The organism is Niallia sp. FSL M8-0099 (assembly GCF_038006945.1).
In the GTDB taxonomy this organism is placed as follows: domain Bacteria; phylum Bacillota; class Bacilli; order Bacillales; family Cytobacillaceae; genus Niallia; species Niallia circulans.
This window is the reverse complement of sequence record NZ_JBBOWF010000006.1, coordinates 1-23,520: the sequence shown is the minus strand read 5'-3', so window position 1 is coordinate 23,520 and position 23,520 is coordinate 1. Positions and strand designations below refer to the sequence as shown.

The window sequence follows — 23,520 nt, the reverse complement described above, 5'->3', positions numbered from 1 at the left end:
TGGGTGATGATCCATTAGATGGTGCTCCTAAATGTCTCTACAATATGCTCTACTGTAAATCCATATTCCTCCATTAATCTATTTGCTGGAGCGGATGCACCAAAATGATCAATGGTAATCATTCTTCCATTATGTCCAATATATTCTCTCCAACCTAAACTAGAGCCTAATTCGATTGCCACACGTGCAGTTATATGACTAGGAATCACCCTTTCCTTATAATCTGCTGGTTGTTGTTCAAAAAGATCCCAGCTTGGCATACTTATAACAGAAACATATATGCCTTCCTTTTCTAACACTTCTTGTGCATCAAGAGCAAGGGTTACTTCTGAACCCGTAGCAAGTAACAGACCAACTACTTTTCCTTTTGCTTGTGATACAACATAAGCGCCTCTTTTTACCCCTTCATACACTTGTTCTTGATCAGCCTTAAGAGTTGGAAGATCTTGGCGAGTTAACACTAAAGCAGTCGGATGGTCTTGACTTTCAAGTGCTAAGCGCCATGCTGCCGCCGTCTCCTTCGCCTCTGCTGGCCTAATGACTGAAATACCAGGCATTGCCCTTAATGCCGCAAGATGCTCGATTGGCTGGTGTGTCGGCCCATCTTCCCCGACTGCAATACTGTCATGTGTAAATACATAAGTAACTGGTAACTTCATCAGTGCGGCTAAGCGAATCGCTGGGCGTAAGTAATCAGAGAAAACAAAAAAGGTTGCTCCAAATACTTTCACTCCACCGTGAAGAGCCATCCCGTTTAATGCGGCACCCATTGCAAATTCACGAACACCAAACCAAATATTGCGTGCTTCATAACCATCTAACGCAAAGTTCTTTTCCGATGAAATCAAAGTTTTATTAGATCCTGCAAGATCAGCTGAACCACCGATCATTTGTGGAATGGCATTTGCTGCTGCATTTAATACTCTTCCTGAAGATTCCCTCGTTGCTATTTTTAATCCTGATTCAAATATAGGCAGATCCTTTCGCCAGTTTATAGGAAGTTCGCCTTTTACAGCACTCTCAAATTGCGCTGCAAGTTCAGGATAGGTTGCTTTGTACTCCTCAAATTGTTCATTCCACTCTTGCTCTATGGCTTTTCCTTTTTCTCTGATACTCGCAAAATGCTTTTCTACTTCTTCTGGTACAAAAAATGGTTCTTTTGCTTCCCACTGATAAGCCGCTCTCGTTAATTCAATTTCTTCTTTCCCAAGAGGTGCACCATGACTCGCCGAGGAACCAGACTTATTAGGTGAACCAAAACCAATTGTTGTTTTAACCTCAATTAAAGTAGGTCGTTCTAAATCTGTCTTTGCTTCTTTCACTGCCTTTTGGATAGCTTCAATATCATTACCATCTTCTACGCGCAGGACTTGCCATCCATATGCTTTAAATCGATCTGCTACACTTTCAGAAAAAGATAGATTGAGATTCCCGTCTAGTGAAATATCGTTAGAATCATATAGCACAACTAAACGACCTAGCTTTAAGTGCCCTGCTAGGGAAGCTGCTTCCGCAGATACCCCTTCCATTAAATCCCCATCGCCACAAAGACTATAAGTAAAATGATTTATTATATGGAAATTCTCCTTATTATACCTTTCAGCTAGATGACTTTCTGCCATTGCCATACCAACCGCCATCACGATACCTTGACCAAGCGGGCCTGTTGTCGCTTCTACTCCTTCTGTATGTCCATATTCAGGATGTCCAGGTGTTTTGCTTCCCCATTGACGGAAATTCTTTAAATCCTCAATCGTCAGCCCATATCCGAATAGATGAAGCATACTGTATAGCAGGGCTGAACCGTGACCAGCCGACAGGATAAAACGATCACGATTCAGCCATTTAGGATTAGCAGGATTTATATTCATTTCTTTTGCCCATAACGTATAAGCCATTGGAGCAGCCCCCATTGCAATTCCTGGGTGACCAGAGTTCGCTTGTTCAATTGCGTCAATGGATAATAATCTAATAGTGTTAATAGCTAATTGGTCAATCAATTGGTTTGTAGTCAATTTAATAAAGCTCCTTTATTTTTTAAATTGTTTGTTTTTCTGAATATCTATTATTTATTTAAAAGGATTTTACAATGAATAAAGAGGCGGGTTTCCTTCCCCCACCCCTTTAAAAAATTAGGATTCTACTTCTTTCCCAGTCATGTCCTTGTAATCTTGACACATAATTTCCCATGACTTTTCAATATCTTCATTTACTCCAAATAAGCCACTGCGGCCGACGATATAAATGTCAGGACCAGCTTCATCAATTCTCTTAAATGTTTTTCGACTAGAGGAACCATCCATTTCAATAACATATTGATATCCCTTTTTGTCTCGTAATTCTCTTAATGCTACAATTTTATCTAATGTGCTTTCGATAAAACGCTGCCCGGCAAACCCTGGATCCACTGTCATAATGGTTATTTTATCTACTAATTCAATATATGGAAAAATTGTTTCAATAGGCGTTTCTGGATTCAGTACTACTCCAGCTTTTAACCCAGCATCATGTATTTGATCAAATAAACGAAAAGCTAAACCATCAAGTACTTCCGCATGCATGCAAATCCATTCACACTTTAAATCAACCAATTGTTGAACCCAGAAACTTGGATTTGTAACCATAAGATGGGCAGACATAGGTAAATCACTTATCTTCCGTACTTCCTCGATAAACCAAGGGGATAAAGTAATATTCGGCACATAATGCCCATCCATAATATCAATATGATAAGAATCTACATGCTGATTTAAAAATGTGATTTGTTCTTTAAATTTATCTAAATCCATAGTCATTAAGGATGGTGAAAATCCTACTTTTTTCATCATTTGCTCAACCTCCACAAACCTGCTATTTTCTTTAAATTAATGCTCTTTTTTTAAACCAAACTTATTAACTAATAAAACTTAGCTTTACTGGTATATCAGTTAATGGTCCGTGCATTTAGTTAAAGAATTTGTATATCATCTAAATCAATATCTTCCTCTTCCACTTCTACTTGTTCGTCTTCTTTTACGTTTTTCTTAATTAAGGCAAGCGCTAATCCTGTAACGACTACATTCACTAGAATAGCTGCAACACCCGCCCAAGGATTGGACATAGTTGGTAACATAAATACGCCGCCAAATGGTACTGTTGCATCTGCTCCTAACACCATTGTTACTGCTCCGCCAGCTGCTCCGCCAATGGCTACAGCTGTTACAGTACGAACGATATCATTCATAACAATTGGGATTACCCCTTCAACGATATTAACAACACCCATTGGCACCGCTGACTTTAATGTCTCTACTTCTGATCGAGTATAAATATTTTTCTTAAAGACTTTTGCAATAAAGTAAGCTAATCCAAATCCAATTGGAGTTGCTGTATTTACTAATTGTAAAGCTGTGATCGGCCCATTAATTCCTTCTGCCTGCATGGTTAATACGAAGGCAAACACAGTCTTGTTAATTGGACCGCCAAAGTCAATTCCGCTCAATAGACCAACAATTCCGCCGAATACTAATAAAGAGGAGGTTCCTAAACTGTTTAATGCATCTGTTAATAAGGATGTAAAGGCAGCAATCGGGATACCGATAATGTATACCATGATTAATCCACCAATAATGGATGTGAAGAATGGAACAATTAGGGTTGGCATTAACCCTTTAGCCCAGCTAGGAACTTTAAAATGTTTTATAATTGCTATAGCAAGATAACCTGATAAAAATCCTCCCAAAATACCACCAATAAATCCAGCACCAATCGCGTTAGCAGTTAAACCAATAATGAATCCTGGAGCTATTCCTGGTTTACCAGCAATGGAATAAGAAATCCCTGTTGCAATAACGGCAGGTAATAACCCTAAACCTGCTCCACCCATTGTTGCTAATGCATCCCATATGTTAAATTCCCCTTGTACTAAGGTACCTTGACTAGTCCCGCCAAAAGCCATACCAATTGCGATTAAGAAACCTGCTCCACAAACAATTGGAATCAAAAATGAAATTGCTGTTAATAAATGGCCTTTTAAATTTAATTTTTTTACTCCACTCATTATTAACCCTCCTTTTAATTAAAGACCTCTCTCCATAAATTTCTTAGCTACATAAAGCTTCTTTCACATCTTCCGCATTTTTGGATTGCAGCATCTTCTTAATGACTTCATCATTTCCTAGTTTTCTAGCAAATAATGATAATAATTTCAGATGACTTTGTGCTCCGTCATCGTTTCCAACAGCAAACAGAATGATTCCTTTTACACCCTTTCCATCGAGGCTCTCCCAAGCAATTTCCTCTTGCGTTATACCAATGGCTACCCCTATTTTTTCAACAGAATCGCTTTTACCATGAGGAATAGCAATATAATTGCCTATCCCAGTCTGTCCGATTGCTTCTCTCGCATAAATATCCTTTGTGAACTCTTCGATATCTTTAATGTACTTGTTTTCAAGTAACACCTCAGCTAATTCCTGAATAGCTTCTTCTTTACTTTTAGCGCTCATGTTGGTTTTGATTGTATTTATATCTACAATGTTGTTTACTTCCATCATTCTCTCTCCTTTTACGATTATTTCTTTTGACTTACAACCTCTGCTGCTTTTTCAATTAGTTTATTTGGTGATTTAACAGCTATCTCTGTGGTGACTTGGATAATTCGCTTTCCGTCAAACCGTTCTCTTCCTGCGATTTTGACATCTGTAGCCAAAATTACGATGTCTGCTTCAGCTATTTGCTGTTGCGATAATTCATTCTCTATTCCAATCGTTCCTTGTGTTTCAATATGAATTTCATGACCTGCCTTCTTTCCAGCATTCTCTAATTTTTCCTGTGCGATATACGTATGGGCAATCCCAACTGTGCAAGCTGCAACTCCAACTATTTTCATGATTATTCCTCCTAATATCCTATAATTTCTTCGCTGAATTCTTCTTCTTCATGACTTTTCAATAAGCGGTTTAGATACTCTTCATCTGCAAAAGATCGGATAAATGAAGAGATGCGTTTCTTTATATTAACGCTTTCATTTTTCTTTAATAAAATAATAATCACTAGACAGATGTCTTTTGACTGATCCCATGTTATGATTGGATTTACTAAACGGATAAATAGAATTTGACTTTTCTTGAGTTGATCACTTTCAATATGTGGCAGCATTACATGCTCTGCGATTAACGTACTGCCTATTTTATCTCTCTCATTTAATTGATGGATCACTTCCTCTTTTGATATAGGATTATCTTGTGAAACAATCTTAGAAATAAAAGAGTAGACTTCTTCTTTTGTTTTTAACTCACAATTAAAATAAACTTGATAGATTGAATTAATATCCATGGTAAATTTCCTCTATTTTCCCCTGAAGTCTCTTCTGATCATCCATTGTAAACATTGCACTAACTAATAAATAAGGAATAGCTACTTCTTCCTTCATATGAACTGTACTTAAAATCAATTCAGCATCTGAGTACTTCTCTTTTAATATCTGTGTATTTCGTGATGCCACTACATCCACTATTTCTAACTCGGGGAATTTCTTGGAAACCTTTGCTCTTAGAAGTTCTGAAGTTCCAATCCCCGTTGTACACATGATTAATGTTTTGATTGGATGCTGATATTGTCTCGTTTCCAGCGCCTTTGCAAAATAGAGGGTGATAAAACCATTTTCATCATCATTTATCGCTGGTAAGTTGAATTTTTCACTAATCGATCCAGAAACCTTCCTTACCCCCATAAATACTTCTTCATACGTCAACTTAATCTGACTTAACAAATTATTTTTAACCCGAATCTTGTGCTCCAATCGATTCAGCATTGGTTTAATATGATTGGCTAAATCGACAAATATAGACTGACACTGGCTGTCTATATCCATTCCTAAGCTGGTGCTCATTCCTTCAATATAGGCCTTCGTTACTCTAATCACTTCTGATGAAAAAGTAGCAGTAATAGCATGCGATCCCTGCATTCTTGATGACACTAGATATTGATAAAGAAAATACACTTCCATATCTGGCAAAGGACTGTTCAAATATTTCTCGATATTCTGCACAATCATCTTAGCAAGCGGATACAAAATATCTCGCTGCATGTTTTCCATTTCTTTAGAAGAAATCTCATCAGTAAATAACCTGATAGGAACTTTCCTTGATCGGCTCAAAAGTATATATAAATGAGAAAAAATATTCACATTATATGGATAAGGAATCGTTATGTTTAAATCCTCTTCCATCTTTCTCAATTGCTCCAATATAAATAAGACATCGTATTGATTAAAATTCAATTTCGGATTCCGCTTTAAATCATCAATATCAATAATATGAAAGATCTCAATAATATCTTTAATTGCCTTCCTAATATTCACTTCATCCCCAAGAATGGCTAAAGTTCTATTTTTTCGCTCTAAAACTAAATTGTATTTTTTTAGCTCTTCACTCATTATTTGTTCATCATTAAAAGCAACAGAGTCTCCTACATAATAGTCACTAAATAAATGATAAACATTTATAGGTTTCGGCGAAGACAATAATAGTTGTTCCATTATTCGTTTACGTCTCTCTTGAGGAGAAAACTGCATTTTCTTGTCTTTATAATTGCTTTTTTGTGCATGAATAAATTTTTCGTAATCTAGTTTATATCCTCTCCCTCTTTCAGATATGATTAAAGGGCCATCCTCGTACTCGTCATTAATTTTATTTACTAAACGATAGACTGTTTTTTGAGAAACATTTAGTACTTCAAGGAGTTCCTTCGAAGTAACATATCCTTGAGTCTTTGAAAGAAACAGTAACAGATCTTGTTCATAATTACTTTTAGAACTCATCTCCTTGCCTCCTTGCTATTATATTAACCTATACAATAACATACGCTTCGCTGGAAAATGACCGTTGCAACGGTCATTTTTTCATAGAATCTTTAGGTGATTTCTTTCCATCGTCAGACTGACAAAGCATTATGCATAAATGGTTTATGGTGGACAAAGCCCATCTACACCTGTAGTGTGTTTATTCATGTTATAAAAAGAAACAGAGACGCCTAATAAGTTCAGCGAACTTATTAGGCGTCTTTTTTTTAAACATTGATACCGTCATATCCTTTCTACAGGAAGATTCCTTTTTAGTAGCTTATATTTCTTAAGATCACCAAAAATACAAAAATAAAATAAACCCTGCCATTTGGCAAGATTTTATTTATACTAATTCTTTTAAATTATGATTGTAAATCCTGCGAATTTTTTCTATTTGGTTGATATAGGGTTTTCATCTTCTTCCATGTCCGCACAACTTTGATTAATAGCAAATTCTGTTCCTTTCATTATATAATACCATTCCTAAAATTGGTCCTCCAGATGCACCTATTCCAGTCCATATTACATACGCTGTTCCCATTGGATTTCCATTACATAGGCAAGTAAAATAAAACGTAAGCCAAACCCTGAGCTAAATAAACCAACTATAGTCTAGAAGTTCTCGTCAACATACTTCTTTATTGATCATCTCTTACTCTCCTTTCTGCGGATAAGTTTTGTACTGTTCATTTAAGTTGATTTTTGTATAAAATTTACTTTCTATTAAAATAATTACAACTTATAATGTATTTAAAACTATACTAAGGAGAAAGAAATGAATTATGAAAACATCTACCCCATGCCCTAACTGTAATAAATCTCTTACAATCGAACATTTTGAAGATTTTCCATCACCATTTAATATGAAATGCCCGCATTGTAAGGCCAAGTTAAAAGAAACGAAGATGACACCAATATTAATTTTAGTAGCAATAATCATAATTCCTCTCTTTATTTTACTTGGTGTCACTGTCAAAAACTTTTTAACTAACTTCTTTCCTGTTGTGGAAAAAATCCCCACAGCAATAATTTTCCTAGCATTTTGCTATCCCGTTTATGCTTTATATGAAGCTTTCAATGCTGTTATTATCTTTAAAGGGAATCTCCAATTAAAAAAGCGTCAGTAATAATAGAAGCGTGAATTCTCTCACGCTTTTTGATTAAATTAGAGCTTTTCTTTTCCGATCGCACAGCTATTATCTACTTTCTTTACGTTTAACTATTAGCTTTCGTCCATCACATATTTCCGTATCTAATTCTTGTTAATTTCATGAAAACGATGTCTTCATTTTCTATATCAAACAAAAACACCATACTCCCACGACATCGTCTAAAACCTTAGCCAACTATACTCCTCCTTGCTTCACTTTAGTTATCTGTTTTCACTTCATGTCGAATCTTTTAGTTTTTTGTGGAATTCTATTCCTTTAATAATTCCAGTATTTGATATACCATAAATATACTTATTACGTTTGAAAGGCGGTGAATTCATGAAAAAAAATCTCTTGAAAATTACAATGGTTTTTGGATTAATTTTCTCTGTGTCATCACCAGTATTTGGTTCAGATGTGAAACCAATGATTTCTGACTGTGGTGGTTCAGAACATCCAGTTCCGTGCTGGGCTTATTAAATTTTGTACAGTAATACATTGGAACCTTTATTGATTTACTTTTATGAAACAATTATGCCTTTCCTTCTCTCCCTCCCGAAGGATTAAAAATGATGATATTCCTTGATACAGCCAAAAGCTCGAATATCCAAATGACTATGTAATTTTCTTAATTCTTGCCTATACCTAGATTGCGGGCTGAAGGATTATAAGCCTTTAAGTGGAAAGGTATTGACTTTGGAGAACATACCATTAACGCCAGCTATCCACAAACGATTAACCCCTCATTCATTAAGACATACACACTTTTCTTTTAGCAGAAGCAGGAAATGAATTACTTCAAATCATGGACCGGTAGGAACATACACATTACTAATGACAGAAAAAAAGAAGCCTCTCAAAAGCTTGGTGAACTGATGAGAAGCCTATAAAGTGATGGAGTTTTTCCATCACTTTTTATTCCTTATAAATGTTCTATTCTTTAATGAAATACTATTTTAGCATGTCAAAAATCCAGTTACACAACTGTTGAGATGTTAAAAGCTCTATAAATATAGTGGTCAAGGTGCTACCAATTCAACCTTAATTCTATCCGGATCTTCAAAATAAACCGCGTAATGTTTTTCCCCTCCTGCATAGGGATGTTTGTCGGTATAAAGGATCTTAACACCCTTTCGTTCTAACTTTCTTGTCATATCGTCTATTTGTTGACGAGAACTTGCGTGGAATGCCAAATGGTTTAGTCCTACCCGACATCTATGGTAAGGTATGTCCATAAACCGTTCTTCTGCTTGTACGAAAACAATATATGTCTCTCCAATTTTCCAGCTATGTCCACTTTCCCACGACTGAAAAGACTCATATCCTAATTCCTCTAAAAACCACCCCCAAAAAGCGATTGAACTTTTCAAATTTGAAACATATATTTCAATATGGTGAATAAGACCTTTTGACAATGGATGCCCTCCTTTTCTAAATCTATATCGATTATTTTATCAGATAATTTTAGAGCTACAATTATTTAAAAACAACGTTCTTTGAGAATATCCTTAGAAAAATATTTTATTTGTTTTTTGTTGGTTAAAATTGGGCAAAGCTAATATTCCTTTTTAAAATACTCTCTGCAACTCTTCTCATCTCCGACCATCCATTCTTACATGCCTTTTAGTTAGGAATGAATTATCCATTGTTTTTTAACTGGAAGCTTCATATTACAAATACATGCTGGCTTTTTTATAATAAATTACGTTATCTACATACTTTTATAAGACAGAAGGAATAATGTTGGAATAATGAATATAAATAGGAAGTTAGCCATAAGGAAGTTTAAAATATGAAATCTCAGATAGGTGTAATAAGAAAGGCTAAAGGATTAATGCAGAAATATGTTGCTCAACAGGTAAGAAGTTCTCATCAGCAATTGAACGATTTTGAAAATAATAGGGATTACCCTTGAATATAAAAGGCTTATAAGATCACTAAAATACTTAATCATATTGTAAATAACTTGTATATTTTGGAAGACTAAAAACCCTCTGCTAGTGTTGCTGATCCAACCAAGATCCTCCATTTTTCCAAATTTCTCCTACAAACAATAAACAGTCATCTTTTACGATGACTGTTTTGCTATACATATAATATCCAATTACTTATTACCTTCTATATATTCTAATATCTGTTCTCTAAATAGTTTAAATACTGGATTTGTACTTTCCTCATATATTCTTACTATTTTATTTATGAATTGTTTATCGTTTGTTAACTCATAGGTTATTAAATACCATGCAGATCTCCCTGCTGCATTTGAAATAATTTCATTTTCACTTTTTATTAAAACTAATAAATTCTGAAGTTGTTCATTAAGAACTTTTCCATCTTCACCATATAATTTTTCATAAGCACTGATACCATTTAAAACATCCGTAGTATCACTACTTTTTATTAGTTCTCTGGCTTCTTCTAAGGTGAAAACAATAGCACCATCTACTTCTTCCTCCTCTTCCTCGTATATGTACAAATTATCTAACATTTCATCAAATGAATCGAATAAGCGGATAAATTCATTTTCCTCTGAAAATATGTAAATTACACTTGGATTAGAAGAAGACTCATTATAATCTAATGCTAGCCACTCATGACCCTCTCCACTAAGTATTATTATATTTTCTCGTTCAATTTGCCATTCTTCCACAAAGTATTTCGTTTGAAATATTCCCTCACCCTGCTTAATTCCAAATAAATACTCTATTATAATATAATTATCATCTTCCTCATGATTCTGTTTGAATGGTAGCGCATTATATTGTAATGTTCCACCATTTTTAATTTTTAATAAATCAATATATGATTTAGGTAATTTTACATTAAAATGTTTTTCTGCAAGTATAATATCATCTTGAACTAAGTCATCTAACGTATAATCATTAGCCCCACCCTTCCAAATATTCATATTTTTTCTCCCTCTTTTTTAAAAATTGTCCGTTCATACTTTCTTTCCTCCCTCCCTTCCTTACTACTTACTAATAGGAGTTTTCTTTATTATAGATAGATATTCCTTTCTGTAGCTTCGAAATAAAGATTGATTAAAATATATTTGCTTTTTATTTTATCAAAGAATACAAAAAATCCATTTTGAAGAAAGATTATTCAAAATGGATTATCTATTAATAACTCTTTGACTTTTTTATAAGAATTTTTCGCTCCCTATTGAACTATTTAATTATCACTTCTGCTAGATTTTGTTAAGGCGTCTTTTCCATACATACGTTAAGGTAATAAAGATGTAGATGAAAAGTGTTATGATCGTTACGATGATGGATGTCGTGAGAATGATTCCAATCAGGATCATAATTAAAGCGATAATCGCAGCCCAAGTCGTATATGGGAACCATTTAACTGAATAGGCGCTCGTTTTTCCAGGCTGTTGTTTACGTGATTTCAAATGGGCGAAGGCAATGATCAACCAGATGAATAATACGGTATATCCCAGTGATCCCATCAGAAAATCGAAGGTCTTGCTTCCAGCAAATAAGGAAATCAGTACACCGCCAAATAAAGTAGAAGTACAAATTAATATTGCAAAAACAGGAACTTTCTTCTTGGATAAACTTGAAAAGATTTTCGGAATGCGGCCGTCCACGGCTTGCGTATATAGAACGCGGGATGAACCATACAATCCAGAATTCATCGATGAAATAATCGCTATTAGAACAACGGCGTTCATAATATGGTCAGCACCTGGAATCCCTATCATTTGAAAGACCATCACAAACGGACTTTCAGGCACCCCGTTTACTTCGTTCCAAGGAATTAAACTAACAATGATAAAAAATGGAATGATATAGAAAGAAATGATTCTGACCAATGTACTCCGAACGGCTTTTGGAACTACTTTTTCGGGATTTTTCGTTTCTGCCAATGTGACCCCGATAATTTCTGTCCCGCCATATGAATAAATTACCACCAGCATCGCCGTGATTAAACCAGTTGATCCATTCGGAAAGAAACCGCCATGATCAGTCAAGTTAGAGAAACCAACTGCTGTATGATCACCAAAAGTAACGAGCAGCAACAATAATCCAGCCATGATGAACACAATGATGACGGTTATTTTAATTAAAGCAAGCCAGTACTCCGTTTCAGCAAAAACCTTTACTGATAGCAAGTTGATTGCTGTAACTAACACCGAAACAGCTAATGCCAGTATCCAGATTGGATATTCAGGCAGCCAATATTGAATGAAAATAGCCGCAACGATTGATTCGGCCGTGATGTTCAATACCCACATTTTCCAATAGATCCAATCAAGGAAATAGGCAGGATACTTTCCTAAAATAGATTGGACAAGATCCCTGAATGTTCTTGCACCGCTATTGCGGACCGCCATTTCAGCTAAACCTTGCATGATGAATAATAGAATGATGCCCCCTATCAAGTAGGCAATTATTGTGGATGGACCTGCCATATCAATTGCTGAACTGCTTCCTTTAAATAAACCTGCCCCAATGGCTCCACCTAATGCCATCATCGTAATATGCCTTGAAGTCATTGTCCTTTGTAAATTCCGTTTATCCGTTTCCATATCCTAACCTCCAAAAAAATCATAAAAGGCATATCGTCCCTTCTTCATTTGATTATGAAGAAAGAGACGATATGCCTTAAGCTTACCGCGGTACCACTCTTATTGGCCCTTTTCGAACCCTACTTTAAAAAACCTTGTAACGAAGGTCAATCGTTAAAACCAGGAATAGATGAACTCTAATCTTTCGCTTTACCACTCCCAGGCAAGTTCAAAGTATCATTGGACTGCGTTGCACCAACCCGCAGCTCTCTTAACCGAATAATGAGCTTTTACTACTCCTGATCTTTGCGTTGTGAAAATTATATCTGAATATTTTTTATAATATCCAATACTATACGGACAAGACGTGAATTTGTCAACATTTTTTTCAAGATAATAAATTAAAAGAAACAAATCATAAGAAAATGTGGTGACACAGTTATATAAATAAATCAGGAAAATACTATCTAAAATAAAATCTGATGCTTAATCCCCGGGAAACTTGCAAGCGGCAACAAGTAAAGCTCCCCGGTTAGTGACTAAGTCAATTCTTCACAATCTTTCTTTTGGAAAGAGAAAGATGACCTTCACCTTGAAAATGATGAGTTAAAAATATTCCTTGATGTAGCTAAAAATTCGGAACATCCAGATGACTATGTAATTTTCTTAACTCTTGCTTGGACTGGATTGCGAGCTGGGGATATGGCCCTTAAATGGAAAGATATTGACTTTGAAGAACATACCATTAACGTTAATAAAACGTATTATAATACAAAGAACTTTCAACTAATTCCTCCAAAAAAAGGATCAATTCGAAAAATAGAAGTAGAAGAAGTTAATAATACACTAAAAAAACATCAACTTCCCCAAAAGGAAATAAAACTACAATTAGGGAAAGACTATTATGATAAAGATTTCGTTTTTGGAAGACTAAATGCGCCTTATTTTGGTTATCCACATTTTATTAAGACAATTGAAAACCGAATGGAGAGCTTACTAAAGAAAACGCCAGATATCCACAAAAAAACCATTAAGCCCTCATTCATTAAAGCAGACACACACTTCTCTTTTAGCAGACAGGAGTTGAATTACTTCATATCATGGATCGATTGGGACATAAAGAAGATGAAACAACAACACAAGTTTATCTTCACATTACTAAAGACAGAAAAAAGAAGCTTCCCAAAAGTTCACAGAACTAATGAGAAGCCTCCGTTATAAACCTCTATGTTAGCAAATCACTCTCACCTTACCAACAGATCCTTATCTATCAAGGGGCAGATTACATCATGCCGCCCATTCCGCCCATGCCACCCATGTCAGGCATTGCAGCACCTTGACCAGCTGGTTCTGGCTTGTCAGCAACTACAGCTTCTGTTGTTAAGAACATAGCAGCAACTGAACCTGCGTTTTGTAAGGCAGAACGAGTAACTTTAGTTGGATCAACGATACCAGCTTCGATCATGTTTACCCATTCGCCGTTAGCAGCGTTGAATCCTGTTCCCACTGGTTCGTTTTTCAATTTCTCAACGATTACGGATCCTTCTAGACCTGCGTTGAATGCGATTTGACGAACTGGTTCTTCGATCGCGCGTAGAACGATGTTGATACCAGTTGCTTCGTCGCCTTCTGCTTGGATAGCAGCTACTTTATTGTATACGTTTAGAAGTGCTGTACCACCACCTGCTACGATACCTTCTTCCACAGCAGCGCGAGTAGAGTTTAGAGCATCTTCGATACGTAGTTTGCGTTCTTTTAATTCTGTTTCTGTTGCAGCTCCAACTTTCACTACTGCTACACCGCCAGAAAGTTTTGCAAGACGTTCTTGTAATTTTTCACGGTCAAATTCAGAAGTAGTTTCTTCTAATTGAACACGGATTTGGTTTACACGTGCTTGGATATCTTCTGTTGAACCAGCACCTTCTACAATTGTAGTAGTCTCTTTTGTGATTACTACTTTTGCAGCGCGTCCTAAAGATTCAATAGATGTTGTCTTAAGCTCTAAGCCAAGATCTTCTGTGATTACTTGACCACCTGTTAAAACAGCGATATCTTCTAGCATTGCTTTACGACGATCACCGAATCCAGGAGCTTTAACAGCTACTGCAGTGAAAGTACCGCGAAGTTTGTTTAATACTAATGTAGCATTTGCTTCGCCTTCAACGTCTTCTGCAACGATTAATAATGGTTTACCTTGTTGAACAACTTGCTCTAACACTGGTAAAATTTCTTGAATGTTTGTAATCTTTTTATCTGTAATTAAGATATATGGATTTTCAAGAACAGCTTCCATTTTATCTGAGTCAGTTACCATGTAAGGTGATACATATCCACGGTCGAACTGCATACCTTCTACTACGTCTAGCTCAGTAGTGAAACCTTTTGATTCTTCGATTGTGATAACACCGTCGTTACCAACGCGTTCCATTGCTTCAGCAATTAATTGTCCTACTTCTTCATCTGCAGAAGAAATAGCAGCAACTTGTGCAATAGAAGCTTTGCCTTCGATTGGTTTAGAGATAGCTTTTAATTCCTCAATCGCAGTTGAGATTGCTCTGTCCATCCCTTTACGGATACCCATTGGGTTAGCTCCAGCAGTAACGTTTTTAAGTCCTTCGCGGATCATTGCTTGTGCTAGAACTGTTGCTGTTGTTGTACCGTCTCCAGCAACATCATTTGTTTTGCTTGCTACTTCTGCAACTAGTTTTGCACCCATGTTTTCGAATGCATCTTCTAATTCGATTTCTTTTGCAATTGTTACACCATCATTTGTAATAAGTGGTGAACCATATTTTTTTTCAAGAACCACGTTGCGTCCTTTTGGTCCAAGCGTTACTTTAACAGCGTCTGCTAGAGCGTCTACCCCACGCAGCATTGCACGGCGAGCTTCTTCACTAAATTTAATATCTTTAGCCATTTTGAAAAACCTCCTCAAGTATTGTTATCTCATGTATTTTTATAATTCAGTAATCTCTTATGTTAAAATAAAGTTAGCCAATAATAGCTAAAATGTCGCTTTCGCGAAGGATTAAATATTCTTTCCCTTCGTACTTCACTTCAGTACCAGAGTATTTTGAGAAGATAATGCGGTCATCAACAGATACTTCAAGCGCAGCACGTTCTCCGTTGTCTAGTACACGACCAGTTCCTACAGCTACTACTTTACCTTCTTGAGGCTTTTCTTTAGCAGAGTCTGGTAATACGATACCACTTGCAGTTTTTTCTTCTGTTTCAACAAGCTCAATAATAATGCGATCTCCTAATGGCTTTAACAAGTGAAACAACCTCCTCAAATTATATACAAATTTTTTATTATTAGCACTCAATCACAATGAGTGCTAACACAATTATTATATTAATTAATCTTTTCTCAGAATGCAAGAGACAAGACTTATTTTTTCGTAAATTTTTTTCTAGTTTCTTTTGCCCTTACAAAGTATATACCTTTACGCCTTAAATATTCATTCTTTCTATTATTTTAGTTGCTACTATTTGAAACAAGACACTCCTTATTAGTAGAATAGAAAGTATGATTGTCTGTTATCTTCAATATAATATGAACAGATCAGCTTAGATATAATTCCTATGTCACAAACTTTTAAACCATATTTATTTAAAGGAGCTTTTATTTTGAAAAAAGAATATTGGATTATCATAATAGCTTACATTGCCATGCAGCTCTCTACTTTTGTTGGAGTTCCTGTTATTCTTTTTATCGCTGGTTTGCTTGGGTATAACCCAGCATCTAAAGCGATTCAATTCCAATCTAACGTTATTTGGTTGATATTTAGTTTTGTCGTTACCCTTATAATCTGTCTTTTTCTGTTAAGAAAAGAAATGAGAAATCCAATGCGTTCCGATATGATGAATATTCCTTCTTCTATCGGCTGGGCAATCGGGGGCATTTTTCTATCTTTATTTGCACAAACCTTCGCAGGCATAATCGAACGACTATTAGGCATAGAAGCTGGATCGGAAAACACAGAGCAAATCATGCAGCTTATTAATGCTGCACCTCTTGTCATTATCGTAGTAAGTATGATTGGACCCATTCTCGAGGAAATTGTGTTTCGTAAAATTATTTTCGGTTCCCTATATAAGCGGTTAGGATTTTTTATCTCTGCACTAATTAGCTCCCTTATCTTTGCGGTTGCTCATAGAGATTTCTCCCATATTCTACTATATGCAAGCATGGGATTTACATTTGCTTTCCTATATGTGAGGACCAAAAGGATTCTTGTGCCAATCTTCGCCCATGTCGCAATGAATTCATTCGTAGTTATCATGCAATTAAACTATGATAGAATTATCGAATGGCAGGAAAAGTACTCAGGCGTCACACACTTTATTGGAGGATTTTTATAAAATGAGAAGATCACCGCTATTTTCAGGAGTTCTATATATTATATTCGGAGCTTTCTTTATATACTTTGCAGTACATGATTTACAACGAAACCAAGAATGGGGATTTTATACATATTTACTAGTCATCCTCGCGACCTTTGATATCGGTTCAGGAATTAAGCTAATCAATTTTCACTTTTTCCTGAAAAAAAAACAACGCGACACTAAAAAACCAAAACAATAATCAAGTCCGTTGGCTTCTGTTGGAAATCAACGAGCAAAAATTTCTCAAAAAAATGCGTGTATAAGAATGTAGTTCCCTCTACACTCTTATACACGCATTTCCTTTTTATTCTTCCGTTTCCTCAGCCTCTACTTCTACTTCCGCATCCGGAGTAGGATAATGTTTTAAGAAATAAACAAGAGATTGCAGCTCTACTGCTAAGTCAATATGATGAACTCGTACATTTGATGGCACATTTAGACGAGCAGGAGTAAAGTTCAATATCCCTTTAATATTACTTTCCACTAAACGATCAGTAATTATCTGAGCAGCACTTGCAGGAACCGTTAATATCGCCACTTCTACTCCATTTTCTTGCAGAACTTTCTCTAGATCATCCATATGATGAATCGGCACATCGTTCACTAAAGTGCCAATCTTTTCTTCTATCACATCGAATCCCACTTCTATTTTTGTGTTATTATTTTTTAAGAAGTTATATTTTAAAAAGGCAACCCCCAGATTACCAACACCAATTAAAGCAACCTTTGTTAGTTCATCTTGATCTAATGTTTTACGGAAAAATGACAATAAATAGTTTACATTATAACCATATCCTTTTTTTCCAAGAGCACCAAAATATGAAAAATCCCGTCTTATCGTAGCAGAATCAACCTTGACTGCTTCACTTAATTCAGCGGAAGAAACTCTCTGCTTTCCCGATGAATGCAAGTTTTTTAAAAAACGATAATATAATGGTAACCGCTTCGCTGTTGCCTGCGGTATTTTCATTACTTCATTATGCATACTTATCCCCTACCTATATTTAAAAATTAGCAGTTATTTCTACTGCTCTCTTTTGTAATTGCCGCTTTTTCCACCCGATTTCTCGACTAAATAGGTGTGCCCAATTACCATCCCTTTATCCATGCTTTTACACATATCATAAATAGTTAACGCTGTGACAGAAGCAGCAGTTAAGGCTTCCATTTCCACACCCGTACTCCCAACTGTCTTTACCGTTGCTGAAATAATTAGGTGGAAAAATCCTGCCTCTTCTTCCCATCGAAACAATATATCGACACCCTTCAACATAATTGGGTGACACATAGGGATAATATCAGCCGTTTTCTTAGCAGCCATAATTCCTGCCACTTGCCCAACAGCTAAGACATCCCCTTTTTTGATTTCTAGATTTGTGATTTTCTGATAGATTTCTTCCCTTACTTTAATGCTAGATTGAGCAACAGCTATGCGAACGGTTTCACTTTTTTCTGAGATATCAACCATTTTTGCACGGCCCTCATGATTAAAATGTGTAAACTCCCCCATAATAACACCTCTAAGCAAAATGATACACTATTTTAAAGAGAATGTGTATTTATTATCACTTTTTTCCCATTTCACCTTTATTGCAGTATAACGTATTTTTAGGTTACACTTATGGTACATAATCCCCTGAGGTGAAGAAATGATACTATTACAAGTAAATCAGCTAACCAAGCACTTTGGAGCTGAACTTATCTTATCAAATATAAAATTAGAAGTACAAGCAAGAGATAGAATCGCTCTCGTGGGAAGAAATGGTGCTGGGAAGTCTACCTTATTAAAAATAATTGCTGGACAACTGTCTCATGACTCTGGTGAAATCATAAAACCGAAAAATGTCGAAATAGGCTATCTCGCCCAAAATACAGGGCTGGAATCAAGTCTTTCCATTTGGGATGAGATGTTAACTGTATTCCACGAACTTCAAATAAAAGAGAAGCATTTAAGAAAACTGGAACAACAGATGTCAGATCCTGGCACTATCGAGAACCCAGATGCTTTTGAGAAAATTTTAAAAGAATATGACAATCTGCAATACGATTTTAAGGAAAGTGGCGGCTATCAATACGAAGCAGATATACGTTCCGTTTTACACGGACTTAACTTTAATACATTCGATTACAGTACTAAAATTTCCTCTTTAAGTGGTGGCCAGAAAACAAGACTGGCATTAGCTAAACTGCTTCTTACGACACCAGATATTTTAATTCTAGATGAGCCGACTAACCATTTAGATATTGAAACACTTTCCTGGTTAGAGCAATACTTGCAAGGCTATAAAGGAGCCGTATTAATCGTTTCCCATGACCGTTACTTCCTTGACAAAGTAGTAACACAAGTCTATGAAATATCTAGACATCATATTCAAAAGTTTCTCGGTAACTATAGCGGTTATCTTGAGCAAAAAGCAGAAAATTATGAGCGTGAAATGAAACTTTATGAAAAGCAGCAAGATGAAATTGCCAAACTAGAAACATTTATTCAAAAAAACTTAGCACGTGCATCTACTACCAAAAGAGCACAAAGCCGTAGAAAGACATTGGATAAAATGGAACGGATGGATCGTCCAGACGGAAATGAAAAATCAGCTTCTTTTGGGTTTGAAATTACAAAACAAACAGGAAATGATGTTTTAAAAATGGATGATCTTTCTATTGGTTATAAAGATAATACTGTATCCAAACACATATCCTTCCAAATAAAACGAGGAGATAGTGTGGCATTAGTCGGACCAAACGGTGTTGGTAAATCTACTTTATTAAAGACAATTATTGAAAAGCTGCCAAAGCATGCTGGCTCCATTTCACTTGGATCAAATGTAATGATCGGCTACTATGATCAAGAACAAGCGGAATTGACATCAAACAAACGCGTATTAAATGAATTATGGGATGATTTTCCACTAACTCCTGAAAAAGATATCCGAACGGTACTTGGTAACTTCTTATTCTCAGGTGATGATGTTTTAAAAACAGTTAACTCATTAAGCGGCGGGGAAAAAGCGCGTTTAGCATTGTCCAAATTAATGATGGAAAAACCCAATGTATTAATATTGGACGAGCCAACTAACCATTTAGATTTAGATAGTAAAGAAGTACTTGAAAATGCTCTAATTGATTATCCGGGCACCATTTTATTTGTTTCACATGATCGTTATTTTATAAATAGAATCGCAACAAAAGTGATTGAATTAAGTGCAGAGGGATCTACAGAATTCTTAGGTGACTACGATTATTATGTGGAAAAGAAGTTAGAACAAGCAGAGATTAAAGCATTGGAAGCAACGGCTTCTATTCAGGTTGAACGTGACAATGGTACAGAAGACAAAACATCTTACCAGATGGATAAGGAAGCCAAAAAGCTAGAAAGACAAAGAATCAGAAGAATTGAAGAAATTGAAACAACGATCGAAGAACTAGAACTAAAAGTATCGGAACAGGAAAATCTCCTATGTGAACCTGAAATTTTTCAGGACCATGCCAAGGTTTTAGAACTAAATAACAGCCTTGAACAGTTAAAAGGTCAAATTGATCGTTTGATGGATGAATGGACCGAATTGTCAGATAAGTAAAAAGTACTGGGTATGCCAATACCCAGTACTTTTTTTCCACATTATTATCCACATATTAAAGAGTTATTATATAAGCTTTCCACATATTTACCCACATTATCCACAAAACAATAATAAGTTATACACGTTATCCACATTTTATGTATATAACATCATATTTATTCACAATTACTCTTTTCTATGCATATAAGTAAAAAGGCTTATTCCTTTTCATTGTGGATAGTTATATCTAATCCTGGATTTCCGTTTAAATCCAATTGTGCCCGCTGTCCTTTTTCGAAGAAAATGGTACCGGCTGCTGCAATCATTGCTGCATTATCTGTGCATAAAGATAATGGAGGAATGGTTAACTTTACAGATTCTAACTGTTCAAATTTCTCTGCAAGTACTGTTCTTAAACCCTTGTTAGCAGCAACACCGCCCGCTAATACAACTTGTTTTACCTTGTATTCCTTTGCTGCTTCCATAGTCTTTGAAACTAATACATCCACTACACTTTCCTGAAAACTAGCAGCCAAGTCCTCTGGTCTAATAACTTCTCCACGTTGTTCAGCGTTATGCACAGTGTTGATAACTGCAGATTTTAATCCACTGAAACTAAAATCATACGTGCCTTCTATCCATGCCCGTGGCAGCTTTACGGCTTTTGGGTCTCCCTCGCTTGCTAATCGATCGATATGAGGACCACCTGGATAAGGAAGCTGGAGCGTTCTTGCGACTTTATCATATGCTTCGCCAGCCGCATCATCCCTTGTTTCTCCAATAACCTCAAAGTGACCATGCTCTTTCATTAATACTAATTCGGTATGACCACCAGAAACCACAAGCGCTAATAAAGGGAATTCTAAGTTATCCACAAGTCGATTAGCATAAATATGCCCAGCAATATGATGTACACCAACTAAGGGGATATCATGTGCAAAACTTATTGCTTTAGCTGCATTTACACCTATTAAAAGAGCACCGACTAAACCAGGACCTTCCGTTACAGCAATAGCATCTATGTCCTCATAGCTTATCTGTGCTTTCGAGAGGGCCTCTTCAATCACAAGCGTAATCTGCTCCACATGATGTCTTGAAGCAATTTCTGGAACTACTCCGCCAAATCGTTTATGACTTTCTATTTGAGAAGAAACAATATTAGAAAGGATTTCTGTTCCGTTTTTTACAATAGAAACAGCCGTCTCATCACAGCTTGTTTCCATGCCCATTATTATTACATTATTATTCTTCATAATTTCACCCACATTACTAAAGCATCTTCTAGATTATCTGTATAATACTTCTTTCTAATTGCTCCATTTTGAAATCCAAGTTTTCTATATAAATTTTGTGCTACTTTATTTGTTACACGAACTTCTAGTGTCATATTAGTTGCACCAAGCTTCCTTGCTTCATCCATAATCTTTGTGAGCAGCATTTCACCAAGTTTTTTCCCTCTAAAATCAGGCAGAATAGCGATATTTGTAATATGTGCTTCATCTACAACAATCCATACACCACAATATCCAACAAGCTCGTCTTCATATTGGATGACAATATATTTTGCAAACCGATTTTGGGTCAGCTCATTATAAAAAGCCTCTTTGCTCCATGGAGTACTAAAAGAAATCGTTTCAATTTTAAAAACATCATCGATATCCGCGACTGTCATATTGCGAAATTCAAATGTTGACATTATCCCCTGTCTTCCTTTTTCTCTATTTTATTTGCCTTCAGCCAATTTGCCTCTGCTTCTGCTAAGCGAATATAATTAGGGGTAAACGTATGTATCGCTTCTCCCTCTCTAGCTTCCCCTAACATTGCAAGAATCGACGGTCTAGGATTAAAGTCCACAGCATCTGTTAACTGAGCAAACTCTCCTAATCCTTCTGTTAAGATATCTTGGTGTATAGGTAAGTCATTTCCTACAAACAATATTCGCTGTTTTAATGGGACAAGTTCCTCTATCCAATCAGTTGAAAGGATTAACTGATCATTTTTTACGATCTCGATATCATTTCTGCTAAATTGATAAAGCCCTGTGTAAATCTGTCCTCTTCTCGCATCAAATAAGGGAGAAACATATCCATCAAAGTATCTTCCCACAGATGCAGCAAGCACTTCTAAACTAGAAACACCTACGAGTGGGATGTTTAACGTCCAAGCCAGCGTTTTCGCAATGGTAACACCAATACGCACACCTGTATAAGATCCTGGACCTTTTGCTACCACAATTTTAGAAAGATCCTTTGGTTTTATATCACAGTCCTTCATTAACTGTTCAATTGCTGGCATTGCTCTAATCGAATGATTCTTTTTTAGGTTTGTAATATACTCCCCGATTACCTTCCCATTCTCATATAAGGCAACCCCTAATACAAAATTTGATGTATCTATTGCTAATATCTTCATGAAAATAACTCCTTACATAATTGCATATAACGGGAGCCCTTAGGTGATAAGACAATTTTTCTTCCCGATGTATTATCATAGTATAAGTTAATCTGCAGATAATCCACTGGTAACTGCTCCTCAATCAAATGAGCCCATTCCACTACTGTAACGCCTTCACCCTCGAAATACTCATCAAATCCTAAATCCTCATCGCTATCCTTTAAGCGATAAACATCCATATGATACAATGGTAATTTCCCTTGATACTCTTTAATTATTGTAAAGGTAGGACTATTAACTGTTTTAGTTATCCCTAACCCTTTCGCTATTCCTTTTGTAAAAGTTGTTTTGCCAGCACCTAAATCACCTTCTAAAGTGATTACATCTCCTGCTTGTAAAAGCCATGCAATCCGCTCAGCAAAATCAATCGTTCCTTCCGCAGTATCTGCCTTCCATTCAAAGTTATTCATAAATTACTCCTAATACAAATTTAATAATGGTATTATCTTTTATTATACTCAATTACCCACTGAGTCTAAAGGTAGTCTTTTGTTTTTTGTGGAAAACCTTCTGATCTTGCGATTTTATTTTTATTTAGTTATCCACAGTCTCTCCATTTAAAGAATTCCTAGACGAACAAAAAAATCCTTAGGTTTCATTCCTAAGGATTTTTCATTGTTT

General features: G+C 35.9%; 25 protein-coding genes, 1 pseudogene and 1 other annotated feature. Of the genes and pseudogenes, 7 read left to right on the top strand and 19 right to left on the bottom strand.

Annotation, left to right across the window (positions count from 1 at the left end):
• Positions 1-14: 14 nt before the first annotated feature.
• The 8 genes and pseudogenes from tkt to NSQ92_RS26340 all read right to left on the bottom strand — a co-directional run.
• A complete protein-coding gene (gene tkt, locus NSQ92_RS26375; RefSeq protein WP_321198345.1) occupies positions 15-2,015 on the bottom strand; it encodes a transketolase in 2,001 nt (666 codons plus the stop codon).
• A 117-nt stretch (positions 2,016-2,132) separates the two neighbouring features.
• Positions 2,133-2,825 (bottom strand): D-allulose 6-phosphate 3-epimerase, encoded by a 693-nt coding sequence (gene alsE / locus NSQ92_RS26370; RefSeq protein ID WP_144546470.1) that lies wholly within the window; start codon positions 2,823-2,825, stop codon positions 2,133-2,135.
• Positions 2,826-2,947: 122 nt separating this feature from the next.
• Positions 2,948-4,039, bottom strand: coding sequence for a PTS fructose transporter subunit IIC (locus NSQ92_RS26365; protein ID WP_047943339.1), 1,092 nt, complete (start codon positions 4,037-4,039; stop codon positions 2,948-2,950).
• Between the two features lie 43 nt (positions 4,040-4,082).
• Positions 4,083-4,535: a PTS sugar transporter subunit IIA gene (locus NSQ92_RS26360; protein ID WP_235850147.1), complete on the bottom strand. Its 453-nt coding sequence runs from the start codon at positions 4,533-4,535 to the stop codon at positions 4,083-4,085.
• A gap of 17 nt (positions 4,536-4,552) precedes the next feature.
• Positions 4,553-4,870: a PTS fructose transporter subunit IIB gene (locus NSQ92_RS26355; protein WP_047943337.1), complete on the bottom strand. Its 318-nt coding sequence runs from the start codon at positions 4,868-4,870 to the stop codon at positions 4,553-4,555.
• 11 nt (positions 4,871-4,881) lie between these two features.
• Positions 4,882-5,316: a PTS sugar transporter subunit IIA gene (locus NSQ92_RS26350; protein ID WP_047943336.1), complete on the bottom strand. Its 435-nt coding sequence runs from the start codon at positions 5,314-5,316 to the stop codon at positions 4,882-4,884.
• The gene (locus NSQ92_RS26345; RefSeq protein WP_144546399.1) at positions 5,306-6,802 is read right to left on the bottom strand and encodes a PRD domain-containing protein; all 1,497 of its coding nucleotides are present in this window, start codon (positions 6,800-6,802) and stop codon (positions 5,306-5,308) included. The genes NSQ92_RS26350 and NSQ92_RS26345 overlap by 11 nt, the downstream gene beginning before the upstream one ends.
• 487 nt (positions 6,803-7,289) lie before the next feature.
• Positions 7,290-7,426: pseudogene (locus NSQ92_RS26340) on the bottom strand (SMR family transporter); the annotation flags it as partial.
• A 182-nt stretch (positions 7,427-7,608) separates the two neighbouring features.
• Here NSQ92_RS26340 and NSQ92_RS26335 point away from each other — a divergent pair.
• Positions 7,609-7,953 (top strand): hypothetical protein, encoded by a 345-nt coding sequence (locus NSQ92_RS26335; RefSeq protein ID WP_061801106.1) that lies wholly within the window; start codon positions 7,609-7,611, stop codon positions 7,951-7,953.
• Positions 7,954-8,316: 363 nt separating this feature from the next.
• Positions 8,317-8,457, top strand: a complete 141-nt coding sequence (locus tag NSQ92_RS26330; protein WP_156485486.1) for a hypothetical protein — start codon at positions 8,317-8,319, stop codon at positions 8,455-8,457.
• 539 nt (positions 8,458-8,996) lie between these two features.
• Here the strand turns inward: NSQ92_RS26330 and NSQ92_RS26325 are convergent.
• On the bottom strand, positions 8,997-9,392 hold the full coding sequence (locus NSQ92_RS26325) for a VOC family protein (protein WP_047943333.1): 396 nt from the start codon (positions 9,390-9,392) through the stop codon (positions 8,997-8,999).
• Positions 9,393-9,769: 377 nt separating this feature from the next.
• On the opposite strand from NSQ92_RS26325, the gene NSQ92_RS26320 reads away from it, so the two are divergent.
• Positions 9,770-9,892 (top strand): helix-turn-helix transcriptional regulator, encoded by a 123-nt coding sequence (locus NSQ92_RS26320; RefSeq protein ID WP_141231720.1) that lies wholly within the window; start codon positions 9,770-9,772, stop codon positions 9,890-9,892.
• 189 nt (positions 9,893-10,081) lie between these two features.
• Here NSQ92_RS26320 and NSQ92_RS26315 read toward each other — a convergent pair whose 3' ends face one another.
• Entirely contained in the window at positions 10,082-10,885 is an 804-nt protein-coding gene (locus NSQ92_RS26315) for an SMI1/KNR4 family protein (protein WP_095259363.1), read from the bottom strand.
• A gap of 282 nt (positions 10,886-11,167) precedes the next feature.
• Positions 11,168-12,517 carry an amino acid permease gene (locus tag NSQ92_RS26310; RefSeq protein ID WP_095259364.1) on the bottom strand — a complete coding sequence of 450 codons (1,350 nt, stop codon included), beginning with the start codon at positions 12,515-12,517 and terminating at the stop codon, positions 11,168-11,170.
• 59 nt (positions 12,518-12,576) lie between these two features.
• Positions 12,577-12,812: a binding site (T-box leader), on the bottom strand.
• Positions 12,813-13,198: 386 nt separating this feature from the next.
• Here NSQ92_RS26310 and NSQ92_RS26305 point away from each other — a divergent pair.
• The gene (locus NSQ92_RS26305; protein ID WP_341153407.1) at positions 13,199-13,717 is read left to right on the top strand and encodes a hypothetical protein; all 519 of its coding nucleotides are present in this window, start codon (positions 13,199-13,201) and stop codon (positions 13,715-13,717) included.
• Positions 13,718-13,778: 61 nt separating this feature from the next.
• Here NSQ92_RS26305 and groL read toward each other — a convergent pair whose 3' ends face one another.
• On the bottom strand, positions 13,779-15,413 hold the full coding sequence (groL, locus tag NSQ92_RS26300; RefSeq protein ID WP_047943331.1) for a chaperonin GroEL: 1,635 nt from the start codon (positions 15,411-15,413) through the stop codon (positions 13,779-13,781).
• A 73-nt stretch (positions 15,414-15,486) separates the two neighbouring features.
• Entirely contained in the window at positions 15,487-15,771 is a 285-nt protein-coding gene (groES, locus tag NSQ92_RS26295) for a co-chaperone GroES (RefSeq protein ID WP_047943330.1), read from the bottom strand.
• A gap of 355 nt (positions 15,772-16,126) precedes the next feature.
• Between groES and NSQ92_RS26290 the strand changes: the two genes are divergently transcribed.
• The gene (locus tag NSQ92_RS26290) at positions 16,127-16,861 is read left to right on the top strand and encodes a CPBP family intramembrane glutamic endopeptidase (RefSeq protein WP_341153406.1); all 735 of its coding nucleotides are present in this window, start codon (positions 16,127-16,129) and stop codon (positions 16,859-16,861) included.
• 1 nt (position 16,862) lies between these two features.
• On the top strand, positions 16,863-17,084 hold the full coding sequence (locus NSQ92_RS26285) for a YdiK family protein (RefSeq protein WP_341153405.1): 222 nt from the start codon (positions 16,863-16,865) through the stop codon (positions 17,082-17,084).
• Positions 17,085-17,189: 105 nt separating this feature from the next.
• Here NSQ92_RS26285 and NSQ92_RS26280 read toward each other — a convergent pair whose 3' ends face one another.
• The gene (locus tag NSQ92_RS26280) at positions 17,190-17,870 is read right to left on the bottom strand and encodes a redox-sensing transcriptional repressor Rex (RefSeq protein WP_047943327.1); all 681 of its coding nucleotides are present in this window, start codon (positions 17,868-17,870) and stop codon (positions 17,190-17,192) included.
• Positions 17,871-17,909: 39 nt separating this feature from the next.
• Complete coding sequence (moaC, locus tag NSQ92_RS26275) at positions 17,910-18,395, bottom strand: cyclic pyranopterin monophosphate synthase MoaC (protein WP_341153404.1); 486 nt, start codon at positions 18,393-18,395, stop codon at positions 17,910-17,912.
• Positions 18,396-18,534: 139 nt separating this feature from the next.
• Here moaC and NSQ92_RS26270 point away from each other — a divergent pair, with 139 nt between their 5' ends.
• Entirely contained in the window at positions 18,535-20,463 is a 1,929-nt protein-coding gene (locus NSQ92_RS26270) for an ABC-F family ATP-binding cassette domain-containing protein (protein WP_341153403.1), read from the top strand.
• A gap of 200 nt (positions 20,464-20,663) precedes the next feature.
• Here NSQ92_RS26270 and tsaD read toward each other — a convergent pair whose 3' ends face one another.
• The 4 genes from tsaD to tsaE are packed head-to-tail and all read right to left on the bottom strand — an operon-like array spanning position 20,664 to position 23,309.
• Entirely contained in the window at positions 20,664-21,698 is a 1,035-nt protein-coding gene (gene tsaD, locus NSQ92_RS26265; RefSeq protein ID WP_061801108.1) for a tRNA (adenosine(37)-N6)-threonylcarbamoyltransferase complex transferase subunit TsaD, read from the bottom strand.
• On the bottom strand, positions 21,695-22,141 hold the full coding sequence (gene rimI / locus NSQ92_RS26260; RefSeq protein WP_341153402.1) for a ribosomal protein S18-alanine N-acetyltransferase: 447 nt from the start codon (positions 22,139-22,141) through the stop codon (positions 21,695-21,697). The genes tsaD and rimI overlap by 4 nt, the downstream gene beginning before the upstream one ends.
• Positions 22,141-22,857 carry a tRNA (adenosine(37)-N6)-threonylcarbamoyltransferase complex dimerization subunit type 1 TsaB gene (gene tsaB / locus NSQ92_RS26255; RefSeq protein ID WP_047943322.1) on the bottom strand — a complete coding sequence of 239 codons (717 nt, stop codon included), beginning with the start codon at positions 22,855-22,857 and terminating at the stop codon, positions 22,141-22,143. Before tsaB ends, rimI begins: the two co-directional genes overlap by 1 nt.
• A complete protein-coding gene (tsaE, locus tag NSQ92_RS26250) occupies positions 22,854-23,309 on the bottom strand; it encodes a tRNA (adenosine(37)-N6)-threonylcarbamoyltransferase complex ATPase subunit type 1 TsaE (RefSeq protein ID WP_047943321.1) in 456 nt (151 codons plus the stop codon). The genes tsaB and tsaE overlap by 4 nt, the downstream gene beginning before the upstream one ends.
• Between the last annotated feature and the right edge of the window lie 211 nt (positions 23,310-23,520).